Below are 22,832 nucleotides of genomic sequence, written 5' to 3'. Positions count from 1 at the left end.
CCCTTCTATAAAATATTTACGCCCACCGCTTTTTCCACGTTATCGCGAATTCTTTGCATTCCTATGTTTAGCGAGCCCTGATTACTTGGTATTAATATAACGGCCGGAAGCATCTGTCTGTTATACCTTTTAATAGTTTCATCTAAATGCTGAGCTATTTGTTCTGTAACAAATATAACCGCATAATTATCTAATGCCATTTTATCTATAGCTTTTCTAGCTTCTTCAATTTCAATAACAGGGTATACGTCAATTCCGAGAGCTTTAAAAGCAAGTATTGAATCTTTATCTCCAACTACTCCTACTTTATGCATAAACCTCACGCACCCTTTCTCTTATAACGGTCGTATCAACATTATTTAATTTTCCAACCATAATTATTCTTATTATTTTTATTTCTGTTTCCTTGGCTAGGATATAAGCAAATACTGGTTCAGGTCCAAAAGTAATATACTTAGCAACTTTTAAAGTTTTCATAATATAGTTTTCTGAAAGCTTTTCAAGAGTGGAGAGTTTCCCAGTTTTTATATACTCTTCGAGTCCCAATTTTATAACGTCACCATATTTTAATGAAGAAAATTTAGCTGCCATATTTTCAATAGTATCATCAAATGCTCTTAATAAAATATCATTAGCTATATCTCCACCGGTCAGCATAACTTCTTTTAAAAATTCTACACTCTTCTCTTGCCTTTTTAATCTAATAATTGATTTTATATTACAAAAATTTATACTTGTAACAACATAATGGATTATAAAATCAATTTTTGTTTCTTTTGCCCGGTCTAACATATCTATATACATATATTTATCTATTATAATATCTATCTTTTGAGGATCCTTAAGTTCATTGTAGACTTTTTCTGTCTGGATTATAGCTTCTCTCATCTTAGGATTTAATTCCCTATAATCTTCAGCTGTCATATATAATTTAAGTTTTTCTATATCCACTGTACCTACAGGAATTAGCATATGAGAAAAGTCCTTATTTAAAGCTTTACCTTTTAACATTACCTTGATATTGTGGTAATCATATTTTAAGCTCATAATATCTACTATAAGAGGGTCTGGAGAAACACTATACATAAGGGAATATACTCGATTTAATTCCTCCTTAAGTAGTATATTGTAGTCCTCTGGCCTTTTTACATTTACCATTAAACTTGCATATTCAGTTTCTTGCAAGATTTTAATCACGTCTTCCGCGGAGGTACTATCAATCATTCTCTCAACCTTTACATTACTCAGGAGTCTTGTTTCTAATACTCTTAGCCTAGCCACAGCTTGTGTGAAATTCATTTTATCCATATATGGCTATCCTCCTTGTTTTGCTTAAGATAAGATAACAATTATTAATTGTTATCTTACTTAAATTTATTTGAATAATTCTTCAACAATTTCCGGTTCTAGCTCAGCTCTTAAAGAGTTAACTAGACTTTCAAAAGTATTATTAATTTCTATACCATTTTTAAGTACTATAAATCCACTATTTATGTCCCTAGGCTGTTCACTTAACTTTATCTCGCCTATTTTTCCAGCGGCTTTTAGTCCTGTATTTATTTGGGATAAATAATCTTCACTTATAATGCTCTTATATTTCCCAGGAAGTATTATTTCTTCATCCCCTGTTATTGGCATTGATAAAAGATATTTTTTTACAAGTTCAAAATATTCATTCTCGCCCATTACTAAAAGATTTTCTAGGGATTTCGCAAATACCTTATCAATCATCTTTTGCATAGCTACTAATTTTTCATTTCTAACTGTTAGCTTAGCATTTGATATAATTCTTTGTTTAACTGTAATAGCTTCAATTTTAGCTTTTTCTAACATCTGCCGCTCTAGTTCCTTGGCACCTTTTACTTTGTTTTCTATAATTAAAGCTCCGTTATCTTTAGCTTCCTTCAATATAGTCTCTGCTTTAATACTCGCATCCTCTACTATTTTAGAAGATAAATTTTCTAAATTTGACATATCTCCACATCCTCTAAACTCTTAGTTTTAAAATTAGAATGTCTTACTTACGAGTATTATTGAAACAACGAATGCTAAAATCGCATAAGTTTCAACCATTGCTGCAAGTATAATAGCTTTTGTGCTATGCTCTGGTTTTTTAGCTACTATTGCAATACCAGCTGCAGCTGTTTTAGCCTGAGATATTGCTGAGTATAAGCCTACAAATGCTATTGGTAAGCAAGCCATAAATAAGTACATTCCCTTATCTAAAGTCATAGCCGTTGCTAATTTGGGTAACACCATAAGTCCTATAACAAAACCATAAAGTCCTTGTGTACCTGGCAATAATTGAAGAATAAGAGCTTTACCAAATTTTTCTGGTTCTTCAGTTGTGAGTCCCGCAGCAGCTTCCCCAACTATACCTACGCCTCTTGCTGATCCTATTCCCGGTAAAATTACCGCTAGTGCCATTCCTAATGCTGCAAAAACATATCCACCATTTTTAGTTATAAATTCCATGAACGTCATAATTAATTCCTCCTTAAATTTGCTTTCCTTTTATTACAGTAATATATTGATTTTTTGGTTTAAATACTATAAACGCTTTTCCTCCACCTTCATAAAACTTACTAAAATACTCTACATATTGAAGTCTTGCACTATGAACAAATGCTCCTAACGCACTTAGTAACATATTAAAGGTTTGTGCACCCACAAATATAAATACTCCAAAAATAATGTTGAATGGAGCTGGTATCATTCCAATAAGCATATTAAAGGACACTGCTATAAATCCGCCAGAAAGTCCTAGTGCCATAAGTCTTGAGTATGAAACCAAATCTCCTATATAGCTTGATATACCATATAAACCATATAGTCCTCCACCAAGCTTTGCACCTATACCTTTATTTTGTCTTCCTTGGGTTAATACTAATGCAACCATTCCTACTATCATAACCCATTTACCTATATTGATTACATTTGGAGCGAGCCCTACAGTTGCTCCACCTAGGAATAAAAATGCTCCAGTTAATGCAGCATACCATGTTAAAACATCATAAATAGCATCCATTGGCTTACCATCTCGAATTAGCATGTAGCCACGAATTCCAAGACCAAAATAAATTTGGAATGCACCTATTACTATAGATATAACTAATAGCTTCATTAAATCTTCTCCAGGATTTATTAAACCCTTAAATTCAATTAAATCTCCAAAGAAACTTCCATAAAGGGCACCTGTTATTGCTGTTGGTATACTTAGAAATAAGAAGAACTTAGCAAACTTTTTCTGACCTTCATCTAAATTAAACATCTTTAATGCAAGTGCGCAAGCTATAAACATTACTATCCCATATCCTAAATCAGCTAGCATCATTCCAAAAAACACCATGTAAAAAGGTGTATGTAGTGGTGTTGGATCTATCTCTGAATATTTAGGCAGACTATACATTGATGTTATTAACTCAAAAGGTTCTACTAATGAGTTATTCTTCAAAAGTATAGGAACTTCATCATCTTCTTTAATGGCATCTTCTACCTCTAAATAGAAATTTTCTTTAGTTATAGCCTTTATTACCTCTTCTAAATCCTTTGCTAATCCTGTTGGTACCCAACCCTCTATAGCAACTACGCTTTCTGTTTTCAAGAAATTTTCACAAGCTGATGCTTTTATATGTTTATTTAATAAATATTCATAAACAACTTTAAAATCTTCTAAATACTTACAATCTTCTTTTATTTCACTATTTATTATTTCTTCTTCTTTAGCTATAGCATCTAATCTTGCCTTAAACTCCTTTAGTAGTTGTGCTGGAATTCCATCATATTTTAAATTAATAGCATTAAAGCTGTAGTTCTTAAGAATTTCTTTAGCTTTCTCTTCATACTCTTTATATACTAAAGCAATTACATTTACTCCATTTTTCCCTTCACTTATAACTTCTAAATAAGAATATGGAATTTCATTGTCAAATTTTTCTCTAAAAGTATCTTTAGAAACCTTTGGGATTGACCCCATTATAAATAGGGTGGAATTTAATGCTTTTAAATCCTTAAAATTTGAATCCAGTGGTATCCAAGGTGTCAATACTTCTATTTCAGAATTGATTTTAGCTTTTTCATTCTTCATTTCTGTAAGTATATTGTCTTTTTCTTTTAATTTTTTATAGTTTTCACTATAATTTGATTTTTTAGCTAATGTTTCTAGTTCTTCATAATTCAAAGACCTTTTACCCTTGACTAAAGATTTTATAGCGCCTTCTTTTTCTATGTGCTTTAGTAATAGGTCAATAGCAAATTTTACTTTTGCCTGTTCACCTTCTAAATAAGAAACTTTTTCATTTTCAGAGTCTTTTTTGAGAGATTGTAAATGTTCTTCTTCAAGCTTTTGTAGATTTATAAATTGAACATTTTCAAATCTATGAAGGCTATCTAGTAAAGTTTCTTTTTGTGATTCAAAGGCAAATAATGTGAATTTACTCATTTTAACTATTGCCATTATTTTTCACTATCCTCTCAACCACTATGCTTACTGCTCTATTAAATTTTTCACTTTCTAAACTAAGTATACTCTCTACCTCTATTTTACCTTTTTCTAAAATAGGTTCAGAACTTATCCTACCTTGTTCTTTAGCATTTTCGATGATCTTTTTAGTTTCTTCTCTAGCAGCATCCAAAACCTTTTTGTGCTGACCTTCAGCTTCAATCTCCGATTTTTTTAATATATCCTTACTACGGTCAATTGCCTTATTAATATTATCTGCTGCTTGCTCCTCTGCATTTTTTATACTTTTTATTGCCTCTAGTGCCAAAATATCACCACCTTTTTTCTAAGAAGGCACCTTAAAATAAATAAAAATGAAGTTTCTAATTTATTTATTTTTCTGTACCTAAATAGGTATAATGAGTATAGCTCAATTATTAAATACTTTTGTATAATATTAAACACCAAGTATGGTGTTTGATATTATACTTTATGTAGTATTGAATACAACTTAATTATACTTAGTATTAGTATAAATTTCAACTGATTTTTTTGAAAATTAACAAATATTCGTAATATTAAATCATTTTTCTGCGATTATTACGATTTTTAAGGTAGCTTTTGGGTTTTTTTTGAAATTTCGCGAAGTTCTTCTTTCATATTTTAAACTAGTATATAAGTTACATCTTTTATATTCTCCTCATCATTAATATCATAAATTAAATAATGAGCTTCCTCACAAATATTATTATTCTCTATATATTCTAAAATATTAATCATAAATTTTTCAATATGAATATTGTTAGTATTGTTTATACTATCGTTTTGCAGCAACTTTTCTTTAATCTTTTTTTCTGTTTCCTTGTTTACATCTCTAAGTAGAAAATTGGGAAGCCATTTCTTTTTGTTATATTTAAGATAATCATATTTAACAATCTCTTTTAAAGCAAAATTTTCACCTTTAAGTTTTTCTTCATTAAATTCAATAAATATTTTATAGTAATCTACAGAAGATATACTTCTACTAAGATACCCTTTATTATAAAAAAATGTGCCTAAGCACAAATAAAAATCAAAGGCAGATTCAAATTTAGGAGTAAAATATTTTAATATAGTTTTAAATTTTTGAGAATTATAGTATTTATCCACCATCTCTTCAACTCTTTTTAGAAGAATGATTTCATCATAACTTATGTCCTTGGTTTTCAGCACCTCATAGGGAGTATAGTTTGAGTGAACAATCCCCCACTGTTCTGCTTCATCTTTCATAGGTGCGCCTTTTAATATTTTAAGGAATCCAAGTTGTATTTCGTCCGGTTCTATGGCGTATAAATCATTAAAAGACTTTTTAAAGGATTCAAAGTTTTCCCCTGGAAGTCCTGCAATTAAATCTAGATGTTGCTTTATATTGCCATATTTTTTTAGCTCCATAACCTGTTTTTTTATATCTTCGAAAACTACAAATCTATTTATATTTTTTAATACTTCATTATTTGTTGTCTGAACGCCTACTTCAAACTGAAATCTCCCCTTTGGTGCCTTTTCTAAAAGTTTAAGCTGTTTATCATTTAATATATCTGCTGAGATTTCAAAATGAAAAGTGGTCTCTGTCTCTAAACTCATTAAATATTCCCAAATTCCCATAGCAAATTCATCACTACAATTAAAAGTTCTATCAACAAATTTTATAAGTTTTACATTTTTATCTATTAAAAACTTTAAGTCAACTTTAACCCTTTCTAAATCCATAAACCTAACTCCACGTATAGTTGAAGAAAGACAATATTTGCAGTTAAAAGGACATCCACGTGAAGCTTCGAAATATACTATTTTGTTATTTAAATCATCATCAATGTTATAGGGGAAAACAATCTTATTTAAATCCATAAGTTTTCTTTTCCCGCCATAAAATATTTTATCATTTTCTTTATAGTACAAGCCTTTAATATCTTTAAGGTCATTACCTGCTATCATGTATTCTATAAATTCTCTGTAGGTTTCTTCCCCTTCTCCCTCAATTAAGTAATCAGCAAAGCTATCTTTTAAATAATTTTCACTATCAAAAGACACTTCTGGACCTCCATATAACAATTTTATATTATTATCTATAAGTTTTAGCAAATCAGATATCTGTTTAACATAATCTCTATTCCATATGTAACAAGAAAAAACCACTATATCGGCTTTTTCTCTTATAATTTCTTGAACAATTCGCTCCACTCTATCATTTATAGAAAACTCTCTTATAAGGCACTGATAATTTAAATCCTCAGTAAATGCTTTTAAATACCTAATTGCAAGGTTACTGTGTGTAAATCTAGAATTAATTCCCACTAATAATACTTTCATCTTTTGATTTTCCTCTCCTTTTGCATATCATGTAATAAATATTGTCAGAACTTTTCAAAGTTGTTATTTCAAAATAAGGCTTTAAAATTTGAATTGTATTTTCTTTAGAACTATTTTTAAATAAATTTAAGTCTCTTAAATTTATTTTTTTTGTATTTTTATCAGGTAACACAATATTTATTCTTGAATTAAAAATTTTACCAAAGCCCTTATCTATGTCCCATATATATAATAACCCATCCCTTTTCAAAAATTTATATACATCTTCTATCAATTTTTCTTTGCTCTTTGTGAATTTCATATCACTTAGTGTAAAAAACAGTGCACAGGTGTCATATGAACCTTCCTCTATTTTTGTCTTATCCCCTTTGCCTTCTATATACTCTACACTATTGCTATCATCAATATATTGTTTGCATATGTTATATATAATCCCATAATTAGAAAAACCTATGTCTAATATATTTCCCTTGAAAATTTCTTTTTCTAAGTTTATAAAAACCTCCCTTTTCAATTATTGACCCCCTCATCAAATATAATTTTATATGTTTACTTGTTTTTAAATTATTCTTCAAAAACAAAATAATTCCTCTAAAACAAAGGAATTATTTCTTAATTTCATTATAAAAATTTAGCATTAACCCTGCGGTAGTCTTTTGTGCCCTCTGCACTATAAGTACAGATATTTTATTGTATTTTTCTTCTTTGCTTTTTACATTTGCGTAGGAAATATAAGTCTTATTAGCAAATACTGCATTGTTTTTTATATAGTCTTCTACCTTATCTTGCTTTATTATTTCATTGAAAATAGGAAAAGAATAATCACTCATTAATTTACTTATAATCCAAAGTTCAAAATTTCTGTGATTTTTCAGGAGTTTATTGTTCACATGCTGCGGAACTGTAGCATCTTGAACTAAATGGCATGCTGCTCCAAAATAAAACATTGCTTGCCTAATATCCCCTGCCTCCACGAATTTCAAAGCGCTTTTATAATATTTCTGGAATTCAGTTAATGCATTTGAAAATCCATAAAGGCCAGTACCCTTAAAGTGATGATAAAAATGATTTGAGCTCTTAAAGTCTTGATCTGCCCACGTAACTCCATTGTTTAATTCTTTTATATGTGATTTGTAAAAACTATGAACATCACTATATCCCTGATTTTTTAATATTTCGATAGCTTGAATATTTATAAATTTATGAACAATACAGTGAGTTTTCATGATCTTTTTTTTGATTGGATTTACTGTTATCATTAAGGCTTTTAAAGTTTTTCCATAAGTAGCTTCAATTTTTTTCTTCAAACTGTTCACCTCTTAATTTAGTATACACTAAATTGACTTTGAAAACATATTATTAATTTGCAACAATATGTATTTACTCTATTCTAGTTCTTTTTGCCGAGTCCTACAAGTATGCTAACTATTAAAGTTACTACAATTGCTAATAAATAGTAAAAAAATCTTTCTGTTCCCTTCCCTATAACATCACTTTGTTTTTTTTCTATTGATATTAGATATCCACTTTTAGAATCTAATAGAATTAATTTATTAAAAAACTTAATACTAGATATATAGGTGTCGCCTCCAAAGTTAATCTTTTCTTTAAGTACATTATTCTTATTTAAACTATATATACTATTATCTTTCTTTTCATAAAAATATATACATTCTTTATCACCTAAGATTCCTTCTTTATCAAATGATAAACCTACCAAACTATCTACTGCACTATGCTTATATATTGGTGCAGGTGGGTTTGTTGTAGGGTGCTGATCTAAAATAAAAGGTATAGTATTGTTATTTGTACCTTTAAATTTAGGGGAGCTTATTGGATCTCCACCAGCATAATCTGGAAAACCATACCATACATTCTTTTTAATTTGGTATATATAATCACTATCTCCAATCACAGGTCTTAACCCTCTATCCTCCATTCCTCCAACAGAAGCTATTATTTTGCCCTCACTGTTAAAATCTATGCCTTTGATATTTCTAATACCCCAAGCAAACTTTCCCTGAGCTCCAGTTTTTAAATTGTAAATTATTATGGATGAATTTCCAATCATATGTCCTGTTATGATTTGTCCCTTTATATTTTTAGTTTTATATGAAACAAATGATCCAGTTTCTTCCTCTCCGAAATTAATCCCTTTTATAGTTATATCTTTTGGTGAAATATCATGATTTTGAGGATAATCACCTATCCACGAATTATCAAGACCCACTACCCCAGAATTGCTAGCTGACCCTATTGTAACAAATAGATAATCTCCATTAACTCTAATCAAACTATTATTATAATCCCCATAATTAGGTATATTCTTAATTATTTCACTATTTTTCTTTGATTTTAAATTATAAGAATAAATAAATGCACCTGATGCGTAATACAGCACACTATTATTATAATCTAAACTAGTTATACTTAGCTTCTTATTAGTAAACAAATTATATGCACTACCAGCTTTATCAATGTACTGCACGTGGTCTTTGAAAGCTACGTAATAGTTTCCATCACTGTCTCTCGTAAAATCTACTGCTCCACTTAATCCCTTAAACAGTATCTGTGGTTTTATAGCTTCATCTTTCATGGTGATCCTATATTCGCTTAAAGAACTCTTTAATGAAAACAGTGCAAAAGCCATTATAGCTAAAATCACTATAAAACCAATGGTCTTCTTCATACTTTCCCCCCAAATTAAAAATACTCTAATCTATATATATTTACATAGATTAGAGTATATGTATTAATAATTTCTAGCAATTTGTATATGCTCTCGCTCAACTGACCATAAAGCATGAAATACTTCTTTAATAATTGTATTGTTTATTTTGTTTCCCTGTTTTTCATAAAATCTGGCAGCATGAATCTCTCTATTTTCTGCAAGTTCCATTAAGCTTTTGTCGCTTTTATGTTTACTATAGTCTATATCAACTAGTGTAGGTATTTGTTTGAAGCCTCCTAGCTTTTGATGCACTATAGCATGTACATATTCAATCTTTGAGAGTGCTACAAAAGTTTCTTTAACAGCCAAGCTATGAGCAAGTTTTGCTGCCGCCTTATAAAAATCCGAATTAAATATTTCAAGCTTCATTGCATGCTCTAGTATTATTAAAGTATTCTCATCTAAACTTTCAGTGGGGACTTTATAGATTTCTTCTTTAAAATTTGTTTCGTCTTCAGGTTTTAAATATGTAGCACTAACACCACAAAAGGGACAATATTTAATATGATCGCTTTCATTTGTTTCTAATAATCCTTGGTTATTCACATTGAAATTGTTTATATTTATATTCATCCCGCATATCAAACATTTCATATTATTACTCTCCTTAATTCACACTTAGTTAATTATCAAGTCCTGTGCTAGTCTATTTTGACTTGTTACTTTTTTTATTACTAATACAATTATTTTAACATAAAAAGCTCTCCATTCTTACAATTTGCATTATATAATTTTCATGTTCTTTTAGAATATAATCATAAAGCTTCACATAATAATTATTAATAACCGTTAACTACCAATGCTAAAAAAAAGGGAGGGGGCTTTTATGATTAAAGATAATTTCTATAGAGACTCAATAATTCTCACGGTATCAAATTTAACTGCTGGAATACTCAGATTTATGTTTTCAATTCTACTTTCAAAAAAATTAGGGGCAGAAGGTATGGGTCTATATAGCCTAGTAATGCCTATTTACGATTTATTCACTTGTCTTATTTGTGGTGGAATGGTAACCGCTATTTCAAAGGAAGCTTCAGCTTATTATGGAATAAATGATTATGGTAATCTTAACAAATCTATACATACTGCCTTAGTTTTTGATTTTATATGGGCTATATTAATAACGATTTTAGTATTTCTTTTTTCACCCTACATTAGTACATATATAATAAAAGACACAAGGACACTATATTCCCTTTGGGTTATTTGCCCCGCACTAATCTTTGTTGCTCTTTCATCTATATACAAGGGTTATTTCTACGGTATTTCAAATGTTAAAGTTCCTGCAATCATAGACGTAGTTGAAAAATTCGTAAGAATGGCTATAATACTTGGTCTAATAAATTATTTTGCATTAAAAAATGTAACTTCTACTGTGACTGCTACTTATATTTCCTTAAGCATTGGAGAATTAATAAGTTTTATTCTATTATTTATCTTCTATGAAAAAAGCAAAAATAAATTTAGAGGTTACAGAAAAAAAGCCGAAGGAAGAGCTCAACTTTTATTTAACATTCTGGTTGTTTCACTCCCCTTAAGCTTAAATGGTTTTTTAAACACTATAATTTCCGCCCTATCCACTTTGATTGTACCAAGGCGGCTAGTTTGCGCAGGCCTTGAATATACCGCCAGCCTCGCCCTAATAGGTAAGTTTTCAGGTATGGCTATGAGCATCGTCTTCTTTCCGTTTATCATTGTAATGTCCATGGCAACCATATTAACTCCAGATATTTCTAAAAGCATTAGTAAAAATGATTATAATGCACTAGAGCATAGAATAATGGAAGTTATAAAGATTTCATTTTTACTAGGTATTTCAACTATGATAATATGTTTATGCATTGGGGACTCTTTAGGAAAACTATTTTTTGACAGATATGACTTAGGCACCTACATACGCCTTGCTGCATTAAGCGCACCATTTATGTACATGTCTGGTTCCACCTTTGGAATTTTGAATGGACTTGGCAAACAAAAATCTCTTTTAGTAAATTCAGTAATAACCTCTATTCTCCAGCTTATATTGCTGTATATATTATTAGGTATCCCAAGTATAAACATTTTAGGCTACGGCATAACTCTCATTATAACCTCTGTAATAAGTTTTATATTGAATATTAATGCCATCAAAAAGAGCTGCTATCTAGAGTTTTCAGGGGCAGAATTATTAATCAATATTTGTCTTAGCATATTCTTATACTTTATATTGAAAATTCTAGATAATGCATTGCCAAATTCTATGTTTATTACTAAAAACGTAGTAATTATTGCCACTGGCTTCTCTCTAATATTCTTTTCTTTTTTCCTTACAAAAAAAAGTAAACAAGTCTAGCGCTTTAAAAGCATTAGATTTGTTTAAATTTCTACCTGATTTTATTTAAAATATACTTAGGTATAAGTTTCGTAATCTTGTGAGGTAATACCCCTAAATCTTCTTTAGTTATTCCACCTATCATCACTAAAGTAAAGAAATAAGTTAATATAGCAAAAACCATAGCTATTAATATAGCAATAGCATTAGCAAAATAGCCTTCACGAACAAAACTAAGTACAAAATTAAAATTAACATACATTAGTTTTGCGACAATGGCCATAAAACCTGCGGCTATTATTGGTTTAATTGCATGACTAAATAGATTAATTTTAACCCTTAGCACTTTGTTCATAGCACTATAGTTCAATATTAAAAGTATGGCAAAACTTACTCCATTGGCCATAACAGCACCCAATATATTAATGCTTGGTATTGCTACAAAAATATAATTAGTAACTGTTTTCCCTATTAATCCCACCACTGCATAAATGGTAACTAAGTAAAGTTTTCCAAGACCTTGAAGAATTGAAGTTTGAATAGCAACCACAGCCATAAGTATTATTATCACTGATCCATATATTAGTAATCTTGAAACATCAGAATCATACTTAAGTAAACCTATTATAGGTTTAGCTAAAACCGCAAGTCCAACTGCCGAAGGGACTGCCACTAAAAAACATAGCCTAAAGGCATAATTAACTTTGTCTCTTACAGCTTTTTTATCCCTAAGTACCATTAAGCTAGATATAGATGGTAAAATAGTTATAGCAAGTGATGATATAATAGCTATCGGCACACTTATTAAAGATGTGTATTTATTTAGTACACCCCATAAAACATCAACCTGTATTTTGTCAATTCCAACAGCTATCATTCTTGATTTAACTAACCATAAATCTATAATTAACCCTGATTGTTGTATTCCTAAACATACTGTCATTGGTACAGAATAGCTTAATAATTTTTTTATTAGTTTTTTAGTAGTCAATCTTTTTATTGCTAATTTATTATATCCTTTTGGAACTCTAAAAACTTTATTTTTTTCATAAAAATAAATCATATATAAGACTGCCACTAGCGCGCCTACAGATGTTCCAATAGTTCCACCTGCCGCACCTGCCGCTATACCATATCTTATAAAATAAGCTGCAAAAGCTAAACTAAATATAGTATTAGCAATTTGTTCTAATACCTGAGATACAGCAGTAGGGGTCATATTTCCTCGGCCTTGAAAATACCCTCTATAAGCTGATAATACAGATGATATTAAAATAGTTGGTGCCAATGACATAATTGCCAGTCTTGCAGAAGAACTAGCTGTTTTATTGGCTAGAGGTGCTGCGAAAATAATCATTAAAATAGACATAATCATGCCTAATATCAAAAGTAAAAATCTAGCTATTTTAAAAGTCTTTACTGCATCTTTATAATTTTCAATAGCTATAAGCTCTGAAACCATCTTGGAAATAGCCACAGGAATACCTGCATTTGTTAAAATATACATATATACAAATATACTGTAAGCAGAAGAATATACACCATAGCCTTGCTTACCTAATATATTGTTTAAAAAAGGTACGTAGAGTAGGGATAAAAGCTTAACCATAAAACCTGCTGCAGATAATATGGCAAAGCCTTTTGTGGTAGATTGTTTTTCTAAATTCGCTTTTTCACTCATTAAATCATCACCTTCGGTGCTGTAATGTGTCTAAACACCCTCTAAAATTTAAATACGTCTTTTTTAATCTTTTTTAATACTGGTGGTAAACTTTCTGCAATAGTTTTGTTCTCCATATAAGATAGTTCTTCTGGGCAATTCTTAAATGTTGCCTTATATGCATATAGAAATTGATAATCTAAACCATATTTATTATTGAAAAAACTATTCATTTTTTTATCTCCGTATTTTGAATCACCAACAATTGCATTTCCTAAATGGCTTAAATGTGCGCGAAGCTGATGGCTTCTTCCTGTTAAAAGATTAATATCTATTAAAGAGAATGTACCACAACTTTGCAAAGTTTTAACTTCCATTGCTATTTTTTTTGTATTTGGCATTTGAGTGTCAAATACCTGTGATATATTTGCATCTTCATCTTTACGTATATATCCTTCGTAAACTCCATCTTTAATCCTATTACTTACTAGTGCCATATAAAATTTCTCAACGTTTCGCTCTCTTATCATTTCATTCAAAAGTTTAAGAGATTTGAAATTCTTACCAAAGATAACTATACCTGAAGTATTTCTATCTAGTCTATTACATGGTGCTGGGGTAAAGGTTATTTCATTTTCTGGTCTGTAATCTCCCTTATCAAATAAATAAGAAAGCACATAATCTATTAAAGTAGCTTCGCCGCCCACTTTATCAGAATGAACTAAAACACCTGGCCATTTTTCCACCATTAATATATTTGAATCCTCAAAAGTTATTTTCAAATTATTATCAATTCTTTTAAACTCTTCCTTTTTAAACTCACTGGTAATATATTTTGTTTCAACAATATCACCTTCTACTAGTGAATGTTTTTCCTTTATTTTGCTACCATTGACCCTAATATCACCTTTTCTAAATGCTTTATATATTTTGCTAAGTGGTACATCACCAAGTACTTTTCTCATAAATTTATCTGTTCTTTGTCCTGCTTCATTTGCTCCAATTTCTATCCTCATCCATATCCTCCTAATTCTTCTATCTCTTGTTCTTTTATATAATGACGAATCCTCAGATAATCTAATTTATTTTGTAATAAATCAACTTACACTTTTTAAAAAACACATCAAGCATCAATTATATACTAATATGGGTTATGAATTCAATAAAAATTCGTAAGCGAGTTTACATTGCATAGCTACACCTACTTTTATACAACTCTCATCTATGTCAAATAAACTTCCATGAGCCGGATTTACTATACCTTTTTCTGCGTTTCCACTTCCTAGAAAATAAAATAGTGATGGTCTTTCCATTGAGAAATAAGCAAAACTTTCCACTCCCATAGTAGGCTTATCTAATTTATAAACATTGTCCTCACCAATTAATTCACTTGCTTTTTTTTCAAACATCTCCGCTAGTTTATCGTTATTATAAAGACAAGGGTAGCTTTCCTCTATATCAATTTCACATTTGCCTCTCATAGAGTGCACAATGCCCTCTACTACCTGGACTAATCTTTTTTTTATATATTCTCTATGTTCACTTTTCATAGTTCTAATAATCCCTGATATTGTCACTTCTTCTGGTATAATATTTTGAGCTGTGCCTCCATGAATGGATCCTATAGTTATAACGGCTGCATCTGTGGGTGGAATTTCTCGACTTACAATATTTTGAAGAGAAATAATAACATTGCTAGCTATTACAATAGGATCAATAGTCATATGTGGACTTGCACCATGTCCTCCTTTACCTATTATTTTTATAGTAAATGGATTTGATGCTGCATAGGCATCACCTCTTTTTATACCAACAGTCCCAGCTTCTAGCCACTCTTCTACATGAAGCCCAATAACAGCATCTACGCTAGGATGCTCTAGCACTCCCTCTTTAATCATTAAAGGCGCACCACCAGTAGTTTCTTCTGCTGGTTCAAAAAACAATTTAACATTGCCTCGGATTTCATCTTTCATGCTATTTAATATTTTTGCTGTTCCTAAAAGTATGGTGGTATGAGCATCATGCCCACAAGCATGCATTTTACCTAAAGTTTTTGATGCGTAACTGCATATTTTCTTATCCTCTAGAGGAAGTGCATCCATATCCGCCCTTAGCGCAATGGTTTTTCCACCCTTGCCGCGAATAATAGCACAAATTCCTGTTCCAGCTACTTCATAAAATTCAATTCCCTCTACTGATAAAAAGTCTTTTACCTTTTGAGATGTTCTAAATAAATTAAAGCCTAGTTCTGGGTTTTCATGAAGATCACGCCTTATTTCTATTAACTCACTTTCAATACTTTTTGCCCTATCTAAAAAATTCAATAATTACACCTCTTTAATTGTTAGTCACTTTCAAAACAAGTAATTTATTTTATTTAGGATGTACTAATGCTGTTTTTCCCAATACATTTGAATTACATCTCCATTATTTAGCGTCTCGTAATAACTAGCTTTGCTTCCATTGAGTGTCAGTATTAAGTTTCCCTTTGAAATAGATAAATCGAATTCTACATAATCAAATATATCAAGAAATATGTATTTTTCTTTATTTTTAAGGGTAATGTTTTTTTTATTAACTTCAACAATAACACTTGGCACTCCGCTTTCTAATTTAGTATGTACAATTTCTATGTTAGCCTGCTTCTCATTAGCTATGGACTCCTTATTTTCTATTTCCTTGTGAATTTCGAAGGGTATATCAGCTTGTTTCACCTCTTGTTCTTCCACATCTTCCACAATACTTTCATCCTTTTCAATTACACTATATATTCTGTCCCCTTCTTTTATAATATAATCCTTTTGTAGCTCTTTATTATTCATTATAAAAGTTGAACCACATGCAATATCAGGGAAATAATTTGCGTATTCCTGTATTGTAGTAGGGAACACTATGCGAGCATCGTCATCTTCTTTTATTACAGCGTTTATTCGCGACCTTTCGCCATTAATAAATGTTGCTGGCTCAATATTTTGTATTATATCATCAAAATAAAAACTCACAGCTTGAATATTCTTCACAAAATCTATAATTTTAGGCTCAGCATTTTTTCCATCAATACAGAAATCAATTTCAATAACATCGCCTTCTTTTACCTCAGAATCAATATTACTAGGTATACTGTTTATCCTTATTTCTGCTCCCGTGCCAAGAGTTCCAAAGGCCACTCGTTTTATCTCATTAACTACAAATCTTATATTACGTCCATTTTTTCCAATCAATATTTTCGGGTTTATGCCTGATTGTACCATTACATCCATAACCGTATGTTTATGTGCATTAAATAGACTTATAATCTTATCATTTATGGTGACGTCAACAAAATCATGACCTAGTTTCTTTATTGATATAAGTGCAATGCCTAAAACTGTAACTCCTATGCTTCCAAGCTTACCATCACATATACAGTCAACTACTGCATCCCGACCTTTAATTGCAACCCTTTGAATTGGTAGATTTAAAATTTTAGCAATATTTTCTTTAATAAAAGGTGTATGTGCTCCCCCACCTACTAGAAATACTGCATTAGGAGCCTTTCCTCCATTTAATTCAATTATCTTATTCCCAATTTCTTCTGAAATCTTCGTAACTGTAGGATTAATTATTTTCAATACATCCTCTGGCTCTATTTCATTTTCAAAGCCTAAAACATCTATAAATTGAATTTTGTCTTTTCCACTGCACTGCTTTTTAATTATTTCAGCGGTATTAAAATCAACTAAATAAGCCTGCGCTATTATTTCAGTTATCTCATCTCCTGCAATAGGCACCATACCATAAGCACTTATGCTGTCCTTGCTACTAATCGCAATATCCGAGGTACCTGCTCCAATATCCACTAAGGCTAAATTTAATAATCTTAAATTCTGTGGCACTGCAGCTTCCATAGCAGCTATTGGCTCTAAGGTTAAACTTACAACTTCAAGTCCAGCTTTATTCATAACAGCATAAAGACTATCAACCACTGAGCGTGGAAGGAAGGTCGCAATTATTTCTACTGCAATCTTCTCTCCTTTGTGGGCGTTTAGATTGGAGATTATGTATCCATTTAAATAGTAATTTTTCACACTATATCCTACACAATAAAGTTTACCTTGTGTGGACTTATTAACTTCATCCTCAGCCATTTTAACTGCAGTAAGCTCTAAACTTCTAATGACTTCTCTATCAATTTCATTATCGCCCTCAATTTCTATTTCAGACTTTATTTCAGTTGTCCTTAAAAATCTTCCCGCAGCCGCAATAGCAACCTTAGTTAATGAAATCTTTAAACTGCCCTCTAATTCTTTTTTTATTTTTTTTACTCCACTAGCTACCAATTGAATATCATGAATTTGACCATCAATCATAGCCCTTTCTTCATGTTCTATGTAACTTTCAGCAATAACTTGAAATTTTTTCTCAGCTATTACCCCCACTGTCCCTATGATAGATCTTGTTCCTATATCTAAAGCAAATATAATATCCTCTGCGTTAACATTTGTGATTTCCATTTGTATACCTCTTCCTCACAAAATTATTTTAATGTACATAAGCTCATATTCATAGAATATGAGCTTATTAAAATTATATAACATTATATAGCAACTTTCAACAAAACTACTGTATTAACTTAATTACTCCAGAGTTTTCTGATATATAAGGTAATTGTTTTATAATAGTGTAAATATATTTTGGTTTTGATTTATCCTCTTTTAAAACCTGCTCCAATGATAACTCATTATAATACAATAGCTTGCACCAAAAATCCACAAAGTCATCTCTTGTAATAAAAATAATATTATCTCGCTCTTTAACTGTAAACCCACAGTTAAATCTCTCCAAAATTTCTACTTCTGAGTATTCTTTATTTGACAAAATTAATCGTACATCTTCCCACATTTTCTTAAATGCAACCATTATATTCCTCCTTAATAGGACTACCTTTTATAGTATAACATATTGATGTTCCATGTTAAATATTACGCTCTATTACATTATATGTGTTATTCAATTGCTTTGCAACTAGATAATATAATACATAAATCATATAATTTAACCCCAAATTCTTTTCTAGACTTTTGATATTAGTGAGTTATTATACAATACCGACGCATCAAATTTTCTTGTAATTCCACCCTCAAATTTCAAATCTAAATCTTTACTTGTAATTGAAATTACCTTTCCCTTGCCAAAATTTTTATGTAGTATAATGTCCCCTTCCTTAAAAGGAAGCCCTGTAGGTAATCCCCCTATAATATTGCATTCCACAACAAATCGTGAGGTTTCCTTGGCTTTTCCTTTCACACTTTTACAAATGCATAACCAAACATTATCTATGGCTCTTGTGATTCCTACATAAAACAATCTTCTTTCTTCTTCTATGTTATTGTCCATACTATTTACATGTGGTATATTCTCCTCATTACAATTAATAAGGTATACATTTTTAAACTCCATACCCTTCACGCCATGAATTGTACTAAGTATTACCGCATCCTCATTTGTATTTTTCTTGCCCTTACTAATTTCTTCTTTAACCTGGTCTACATGAGCTAGAAAAGCTATTATAGAGTTATACCCATCTATGGATTGCCTAAACTCTTCAATGACATCCTCCATCTCACCTAAATCTATCTTAAACTTAGTACAATACTCTCTAATATAGTCATGATAGCCGATACTTAAAACTATATTGTCTATAGCGCTTCTTAGAGAAATTTTATTTAAAATGTGAATACTTTTTTTTAATTTATCTAGCATCTTCATTTGAAAGATTGGCACGCCGGAAATATCCTTTACAGTTTCAAAACAGTCTTCTTTAACAGTATTTCTTCTTAAATTGTCTAAATTTAATTTACTTACATATCTAAAAGGTTTATTTATTATTCTAAGGAAGCTCTCTTTATCGGATTTATCAATACTTAATTTTAAGTATGCAATTATATCCTTACAAATGAAATGTTGAAAGAAATCATATTCCTTATCTAAAAGCATAAAAGGTATTCTCTTCTTTATAAAAACATCTATTAAACTTCTACACTCCACATTTGTTCTGTACAATATGGCATTATTTTTATAATTTTTATCCAGTGTTTCATGGCGACTTTGAATAATGCTGCTGATTTCCTCTGCCTGAGAGTTTTCATTTATATTATTAAGTACTGCAATACCACCATCTTGCTCTTTAAACGCTACTATGGTTTTTTCATTTCTCATGCTATTATTTTTTATAATATTCATAGATATTTCTACTATGTTCTTTGGACATCTATAATTAGTAGAAAGAGGAACTTTGCCTCCCCCTTCAAAATGCTGTGAAAACTTCACCATGCATTCAGGATTCGAGCCTCTGAACCCATAAATACATTGATCCTCATCTCCTACTGCAAAAATAGAACTGTCTTCATTTAATAGTTTTAGTATATCTACTTGCATAGAATCACAATCTTGAAATTCATCAACTAAAATATGCTTAAATAAAGTTCTATACCCCTTAAGTATTGTATAGTTTTTTATAAATAAATCCCTACATCCTATTTGGAGATCATCAAAATCAAATAAATTTCTTTCTTTCCTATACTGTTCATAAATATTATAAGCTGCTACAAATATTCCTTTATCAATGCTTGAATTAAAATCATCAATTATTTTTCCACTTGTTTTAAATACGGAAATATTATTTATGACTTCCTTTACTTTTTCATCGCTTACCTCATCCAAATAGGACATCAGTACATTTTTTATTAGCTTATACACCTCTAGTGTATTAATTATGTTTATCTGTCCATAATAATTTTTAAGGATCTTATAAAACAAGCCATGAAAGGTTCCAAAAAACGGAACTCTCTCTTTTCCATTGATAGCAATATATCTATTTTTCATATTAATAGCTGCAGCTCTTGTAAACGTAATGACGATAATATTACTCGGTTTAATATTTTGCTCATTTATTAAATGAACAATTCTATTAACTATAACTACGGTTTTTCCGGATCCTGGTCCTGCAGTAACTAGTAAATTTCTATTATCTGAAAAAACTGCTGCTCTTTGTTGCTCACTTAGATTTGAATTTATTTTACTCTTAATCACCTTATTATTCATATTACGCTTGTTCTCCACCTTCATTCAATTGTCATATATTATGTTTATACCCAAAATACTATTGTATTAATCCTATTTAAACATTAAAATATAAATATGTTATAATTCCATTATATACTTTTATTAAATTTCAAAGGGGAAAAAATTATGAAACACTCAAAAGATTTTAATGTGCAGAATGAAAGAAATTTAACAATGCTCGTAGACTTTTATGAATTAACTATGGGAAATGGTTATCTTCATAATAATGTTCAAGATAAGATTGCTTACTTTGATATGTTTTTTAGACGAGTACCTGACGGTGGTGGCTATTGTATAATGGCAGGGGTACAACAATTAATTGAATATCTTTCAAATTTAAAATTTTCAGATGATGATATATCCTATTTAAAAAGCAAAAATATTTTTTCAGATGATTTTATGGATTATCTAAAGGATTTCAAATTTTCCTGTGATGTATGGGCAGTGCCAGAAGGTTATCCTGTTTTTCCTGGTGAACCCTTAGTTATAGTTAAAGGACCTGTTATGCAGGCTCAATTCGTTGAGACAATGATACTCCTCACAATTAATCATCAAACCTTAATAGCTACTAAAGCAAGTAGAATATGTAGAGCCGCAAAAGGCAGACCTGTTATGGAATTTGGTTCTAGACGTGCCCAAGGTTATGATGGTGCTATATATGGAGCTCGTGCTGCTGTTATTGGTGGTTGTGTTGGTACTGCCTGCACTATAGCTGAAGAAATGTTTGGTATTCCAGCCCTTGGTACTATGGCCCATAGTTGGGTACAACTTTTTGATAATGAATACGATTCCTTTAAAGCATGGTCTGAAACTTACCCTGATAACTGTGTACTACTTATAGATACTTATAATGTACTACTCTCTGGTGTTCCTAATGCCATAAAGGTATTTAATGAAGTACTTAAACCTATGGGAAAAAGACCTAAAGCAGTTCGAATTGATAGCGGTGATATTACCTATCTAACTAAAAAAGTTAGAATAATGTTAGATGAAGCTGGATATGAGGATGTAAAAATCACCATTTCCAATTCTCTTGATGAATATATTATAAGAGGGGTTTTGGAAAGTGGGGCACAAATTGATAGCTTTGGTGTAGGTGAAAGACTTATTACTGCAAGATCAGAACCAGTATTTGGCGGTGTTTATAAACTTGTTGCTGTGGAAAACGACGGAGAAATAATACCAAAAATTAAGATTAGTGAAAATGAAGAAAAAATCACCAATCCCGCTTTCAAAAAATTATATAGAATTTTCGATAAAACATCCCACAAGGCTATTGCAGATTTAATTACCTTACACAATGAGGAAATCGATGAAACTAAACCCCTTGAAATATTTAATTCTATATATACTTGGAAAAAGAAAAAAATTAAAAATTTCTATATAAAAGATCTTATGGTTAAGATTTTCGAAAATGGACAGCCGATTTATGAATCACCGTCTGTTATGGATATAAAAGCATTTTCTGCTAAAGAAGTTTCTAAATTATGGAGCGAAGTTTTAAGATTTGAAAATCCTCATGCCTATTATGTGGATCTTTCTTCGGATTTATGGAACCTTAAGCAAGGCTTATTAAATTATTATTCCGAAACCTTTGAGCAGTAATATGAATAAATTTATTATCTAGCCTAAAGGAATACAAGGAGGTATTATGGATCAAACTTTAAAAATCAAACTTTCCAAAGATGCTCACGGCAAGCTTATAGAAATGCTTAAGCAAACGGATGAATATACCAGCGTAAGATTTATGTACGTAAGTGGTTGCTGTAAATCAGCAAAAGTTGACATTTACTTAGACAATTTTAAAACAGGAGACATAAAGAATAATATTGATGATTTGCCCATATTATATGATGAAACTCTCTTGGATAGCATTATGGAACTCACAATAGCCTATAGTGATTCTAGATTTTGGGTTAAAACAGTTTCTACAAAAGATAGCAAGAGAAATTGTCCTAAGTCTAATAGTGCATCCTGTAGTGGTTGCTCTGGAAATTGTGGTTCACATTAGAGAATCGAATAGAGGCTAACAATTAAAATGTTTCGCCCCTTTCACAACACCGTACGTACCGTTCGGTATACGGCGTTTCATTAGTTTACGGTTTAACGTGGCTATAATAATCCGAAAAGAATATGTAGTTACGTCTCTTTAAAGTATCATTTGTTAATGAGCGAGTCATAATTGGGCTGTTGGAAATTCTCCAATAGCCTTTTCTTGTGTTTGCGAATTCCAATG

Annotated in this window: 20 protein-coding genes; 3 read left to right on the top strand and 17 right to left on the bottom strand. The window is 30.6% G+C overall.

Annotated features, from left to right (window positions below; translation table 11 throughout):
• Nucleotides 1-5 precede the first annotated feature (5 nt).
• From Ctaglu_RS17205 to Ctaglu_RS17155, 11 genes are all read right to left on the bottom strand, one after another.
• Nucleotides 6-314: a V-type ATP synthase subunit F gene (locus Ctaglu_RS17205; protein WP_125003951.1), complete on the bottom strand. Its 309-nt coding sequence runs from the start codon at nucleotides 312-314 to the stop codon at nucleotides 6-8.
• A complete protein-coding gene (locus tag Ctaglu_RS17200) occupies nucleotides 307-1,308 on the bottom strand; it encodes a V-type ATP synthase subunit C (RefSeq protein ID WP_125003950.1) in 1,002 nt (333 codons plus the stop codon). Before Ctaglu_RS17200 ends, Ctaglu_RS17205 begins: the two co-directional genes overlap by 8 nt.
• Before the next feature lie 66 nt (nucleotides 1,309-1,374).
• The gene (locus Ctaglu_RS17195) at nucleotides 1,375-1,974 is read right to left on the bottom strand and encodes a V-type ATP synthase subunit E (RefSeq protein WP_125003949.1); all 600 of its coding nucleotides are present in this window, start codon (nucleotides 1,972-1,974) and stop codon (nucleotides 1,375-1,377) included.
• 33 nt (nucleotides 1,975-2,007) lie between these two features.
• A complete protein-coding gene (locus Ctaglu_RS17190; RefSeq protein ID WP_125003948.1) occupies nucleotides 2,008-2,484 on the bottom strand; it encodes a V-type ATP synthase subunit K in 477 nt (158 codons plus the stop codon).
• A gap of 13 nt (nucleotides 2,485-2,497) precedes the next feature.
• Nucleotides 2,498-4,456, bottom strand: coding sequence for a V-type ATP synthase subunit I (locus tag Ctaglu_RS17185; RefSeq protein ID WP_125003947.1), 1,959 nt, complete (start codon nucleotides 4,454-4,456; stop codon nucleotides 2,498-2,500).
• Complete coding sequence (locus Ctaglu_RS17180; RefSeq protein WP_125003946.1) at nucleotides 4,443-4,769, bottom strand: ATPase; 327 nt, start codon at nucleotides 4,767-4,769, stop codon at nucleotides 4,443-4,445. The genes Ctaglu_RS17185 and Ctaglu_RS17180 overlap by 14 nt, the downstream gene beginning before the upstream one ends.
• A 335-nt stretch (nucleotides 4,770-5,104) precedes the next feature.
• Nucleotides 5,105-6,790, bottom strand: a complete 1,686-nt coding sequence (locus tag Ctaglu_RS17175) for a B12-binding domain-containing radical SAM protein (RefSeq protein WP_125003945.1) — start codon at nucleotides 6,788-6,790, stop codon at nucleotides 5,105-5,107.
• On the bottom strand, nucleotides 6,765-7,304 hold the full coding sequence (locus tag Ctaglu_RS17170; RefSeq protein WP_125003944.1) for a methyltransferase domain-containing protein: 540 nt from the start codon (nucleotides 7,302-7,304) through the stop codon (nucleotides 6,765-6,767). Before Ctaglu_RS17170 ends, Ctaglu_RS17175 begins: the two co-directional genes overlap by 26 nt.
• 91 nt (nucleotides 7,305-7,395) lie before the next feature.
• Nucleotides 7,396-8,097 (bottom strand): zinc dependent phospholipase C family protein, encoded by a 702-nt coding sequence (locus Ctaglu_RS17165; RefSeq protein ID WP_125003942.1) that lies wholly within the window; start codon nucleotides 8,095-8,097, stop codon nucleotides 7,396-7,398.
• A gap of 83 nt (nucleotides 8,098-8,180) precedes the next feature.
• The gene (locus tag Ctaglu_RS17160) at nucleotides 8,181-9,479 is read right to left on the bottom strand and encodes a PQQ-dependent sugar dehydrogenase family protein (RefSeq protein ID WP_125003940.1); all 1,299 of its coding nucleotides are present in this window, start codon (nucleotides 9,477-9,479) and stop codon (nucleotides 8,181-8,183) included.
• A 63-nt stretch (nucleotides 9,480-9,542) separates the two neighbouring features.
• Nucleotides 9,543-10,115, bottom strand: a complete 573-nt coding sequence (locus Ctaglu_RS17155; protein WP_125003938.1) for a ferritin family protein — start codon at nucleotides 10,113-10,115, stop codon at nucleotides 9,543-9,545.
• Nucleotides 10,116-10,347: 232 nt separating this feature from the next.
• Here Ctaglu_RS17155 and spoVB point away from each other — a divergent pair, with 232 nt between their 5' ends.
• Entirely contained in the window at nucleotides 10,348-11,853 is a 1,506-nt protein-coding gene (spoVB, locus tag Ctaglu_RS17150) for a stage V sporulation protein B (RefSeq protein ID WP_125003936.1), read from the top strand.
• A gap of 31 nt (nucleotides 11,854-11,884) precedes the next feature.
• Here spoVB and Ctaglu_RS17145 read toward each other — a convergent pair whose 3' ends face one another.
• The 6 genes from Ctaglu_RS17145 to Ctaglu_RS17120 all read right to left on the bottom strand — a co-directional run bounded on the left by Ctaglu_RS17145 (nucleotide 11,885) and on the right by Ctaglu_RS17120 (nucleotide 20,575).
• Nucleotides 11,885-13,513, bottom strand: a complete 1,629-nt coding sequence (locus Ctaglu_RS17145) for a putative polysaccharide biosynthesis protein (RefSeq protein WP_125003934.1) — start codon at nucleotides 13,511-13,513, stop codon at nucleotides 11,885-11,887.
• A 41-nt stretch (nucleotides 13,514-13,554) separates the two neighbouring features.
• Nucleotides 13,555-14,508, bottom strand: a complete 954-nt coding sequence (locus Ctaglu_RS17140; protein WP_125003932.1) for an RluA family pseudouridine synthase — start codon at nucleotides 14,506-14,508, stop codon at nucleotides 13,555-13,557.
• Nucleotides 14,509-14,643: 135 nt separating this feature from the next.
• Nucleotides 14,644-15,816, bottom strand: coding sequence for a M20 metallopeptidase family protein (locus tag Ctaglu_RS17135; protein ID WP_125003930.1), 1,173 nt, complete (start codon nucleotides 15,814-15,816; stop codon nucleotides 14,644-14,646).
• A 63-nt stretch (nucleotides 15,817-15,879) separates the two neighbouring features.
• On the bottom strand, nucleotides 15,880-17,985 hold the full coding sequence (locus Ctaglu_RS17130) for a cell division protein FtsA (protein WP_125003928.1): 2,106 nt from the start codon (nucleotides 17,983-17,985) through the stop codon (nucleotides 15,880-15,882).
• A 106-nt stretch (nucleotides 17,986-18,091) separates the two neighbouring features.
• Nucleotides 18,092-18,391 carry a hypothetical protein gene (locus Ctaglu_RS17125; protein WP_125003926.1) on the bottom strand — a complete coding sequence of 100 codons (300 nt, stop codon included), beginning with the start codon at nucleotides 18,389-18,391 and terminating at the stop codon, nucleotides 18,092-18,094.
• 153 nt (nucleotides 18,392-18,544) lie between these two features.
• The gene (locus tag Ctaglu_RS17120) at nucleotides 18,545-20,575 is read right to left on the bottom strand and encodes an ATP-dependent helicase (RefSeq protein ID WP_125003924.1); all 2,031 of its coding nucleotides are present in this window, start codon (nucleotides 20,573-20,575) and stop codon (nucleotides 18,545-18,547) included.
• A 147-nt stretch (nucleotides 20,576-20,722) separates the two neighbouring features.
• Between Ctaglu_RS17120 and Ctaglu_RS17115 the strand changes: the two genes are divergently transcribed.
• Both Ctaglu_RS17115 and Ctaglu_RS17110 read left to right on the top strand, forming a co-directional pair.
• Nucleotides 20,723-22,201 (top strand): nicotinate phosphoribosyltransferase, encoded by a 1,479-nt coding sequence (locus Ctaglu_RS17115; RefSeq protein ID WP_125003922.1) that lies wholly within the window; start codon nucleotides 20,723-20,725, stop codon nucleotides 22,199-22,201.
• Between the two features lie 46 nt (nucleotides 22,202-22,247).
• Nucleotides 22,248-22,607 carry a hypothetical protein gene (locus Ctaglu_RS17110; RefSeq protein ID WP_125003920.1) on the top strand — a complete coding sequence of 120 codons (360 nt, stop codon included), beginning with the start codon at nucleotides 22,248-22,250 and terminating at the stop codon, nucleotides 22,605-22,607.
• Nucleotides 22,608-22,832: the final 225 nt, after the last annotated feature.

Source organism: Clostridium tagluense (genome assembly GCF_003865095.1).
Taxonomy (GTDB): domain Bacteria; phylum Bacillota; class Clostridia; order Clostridiales; family Clostridiaceae; genus Clostridium_AD; species Clostridium_AD tagluense.
Note: the sequence above shows the minus strand (reverse complement) of the source record. Positions and strands in the feature narration are given on the sequence as shown.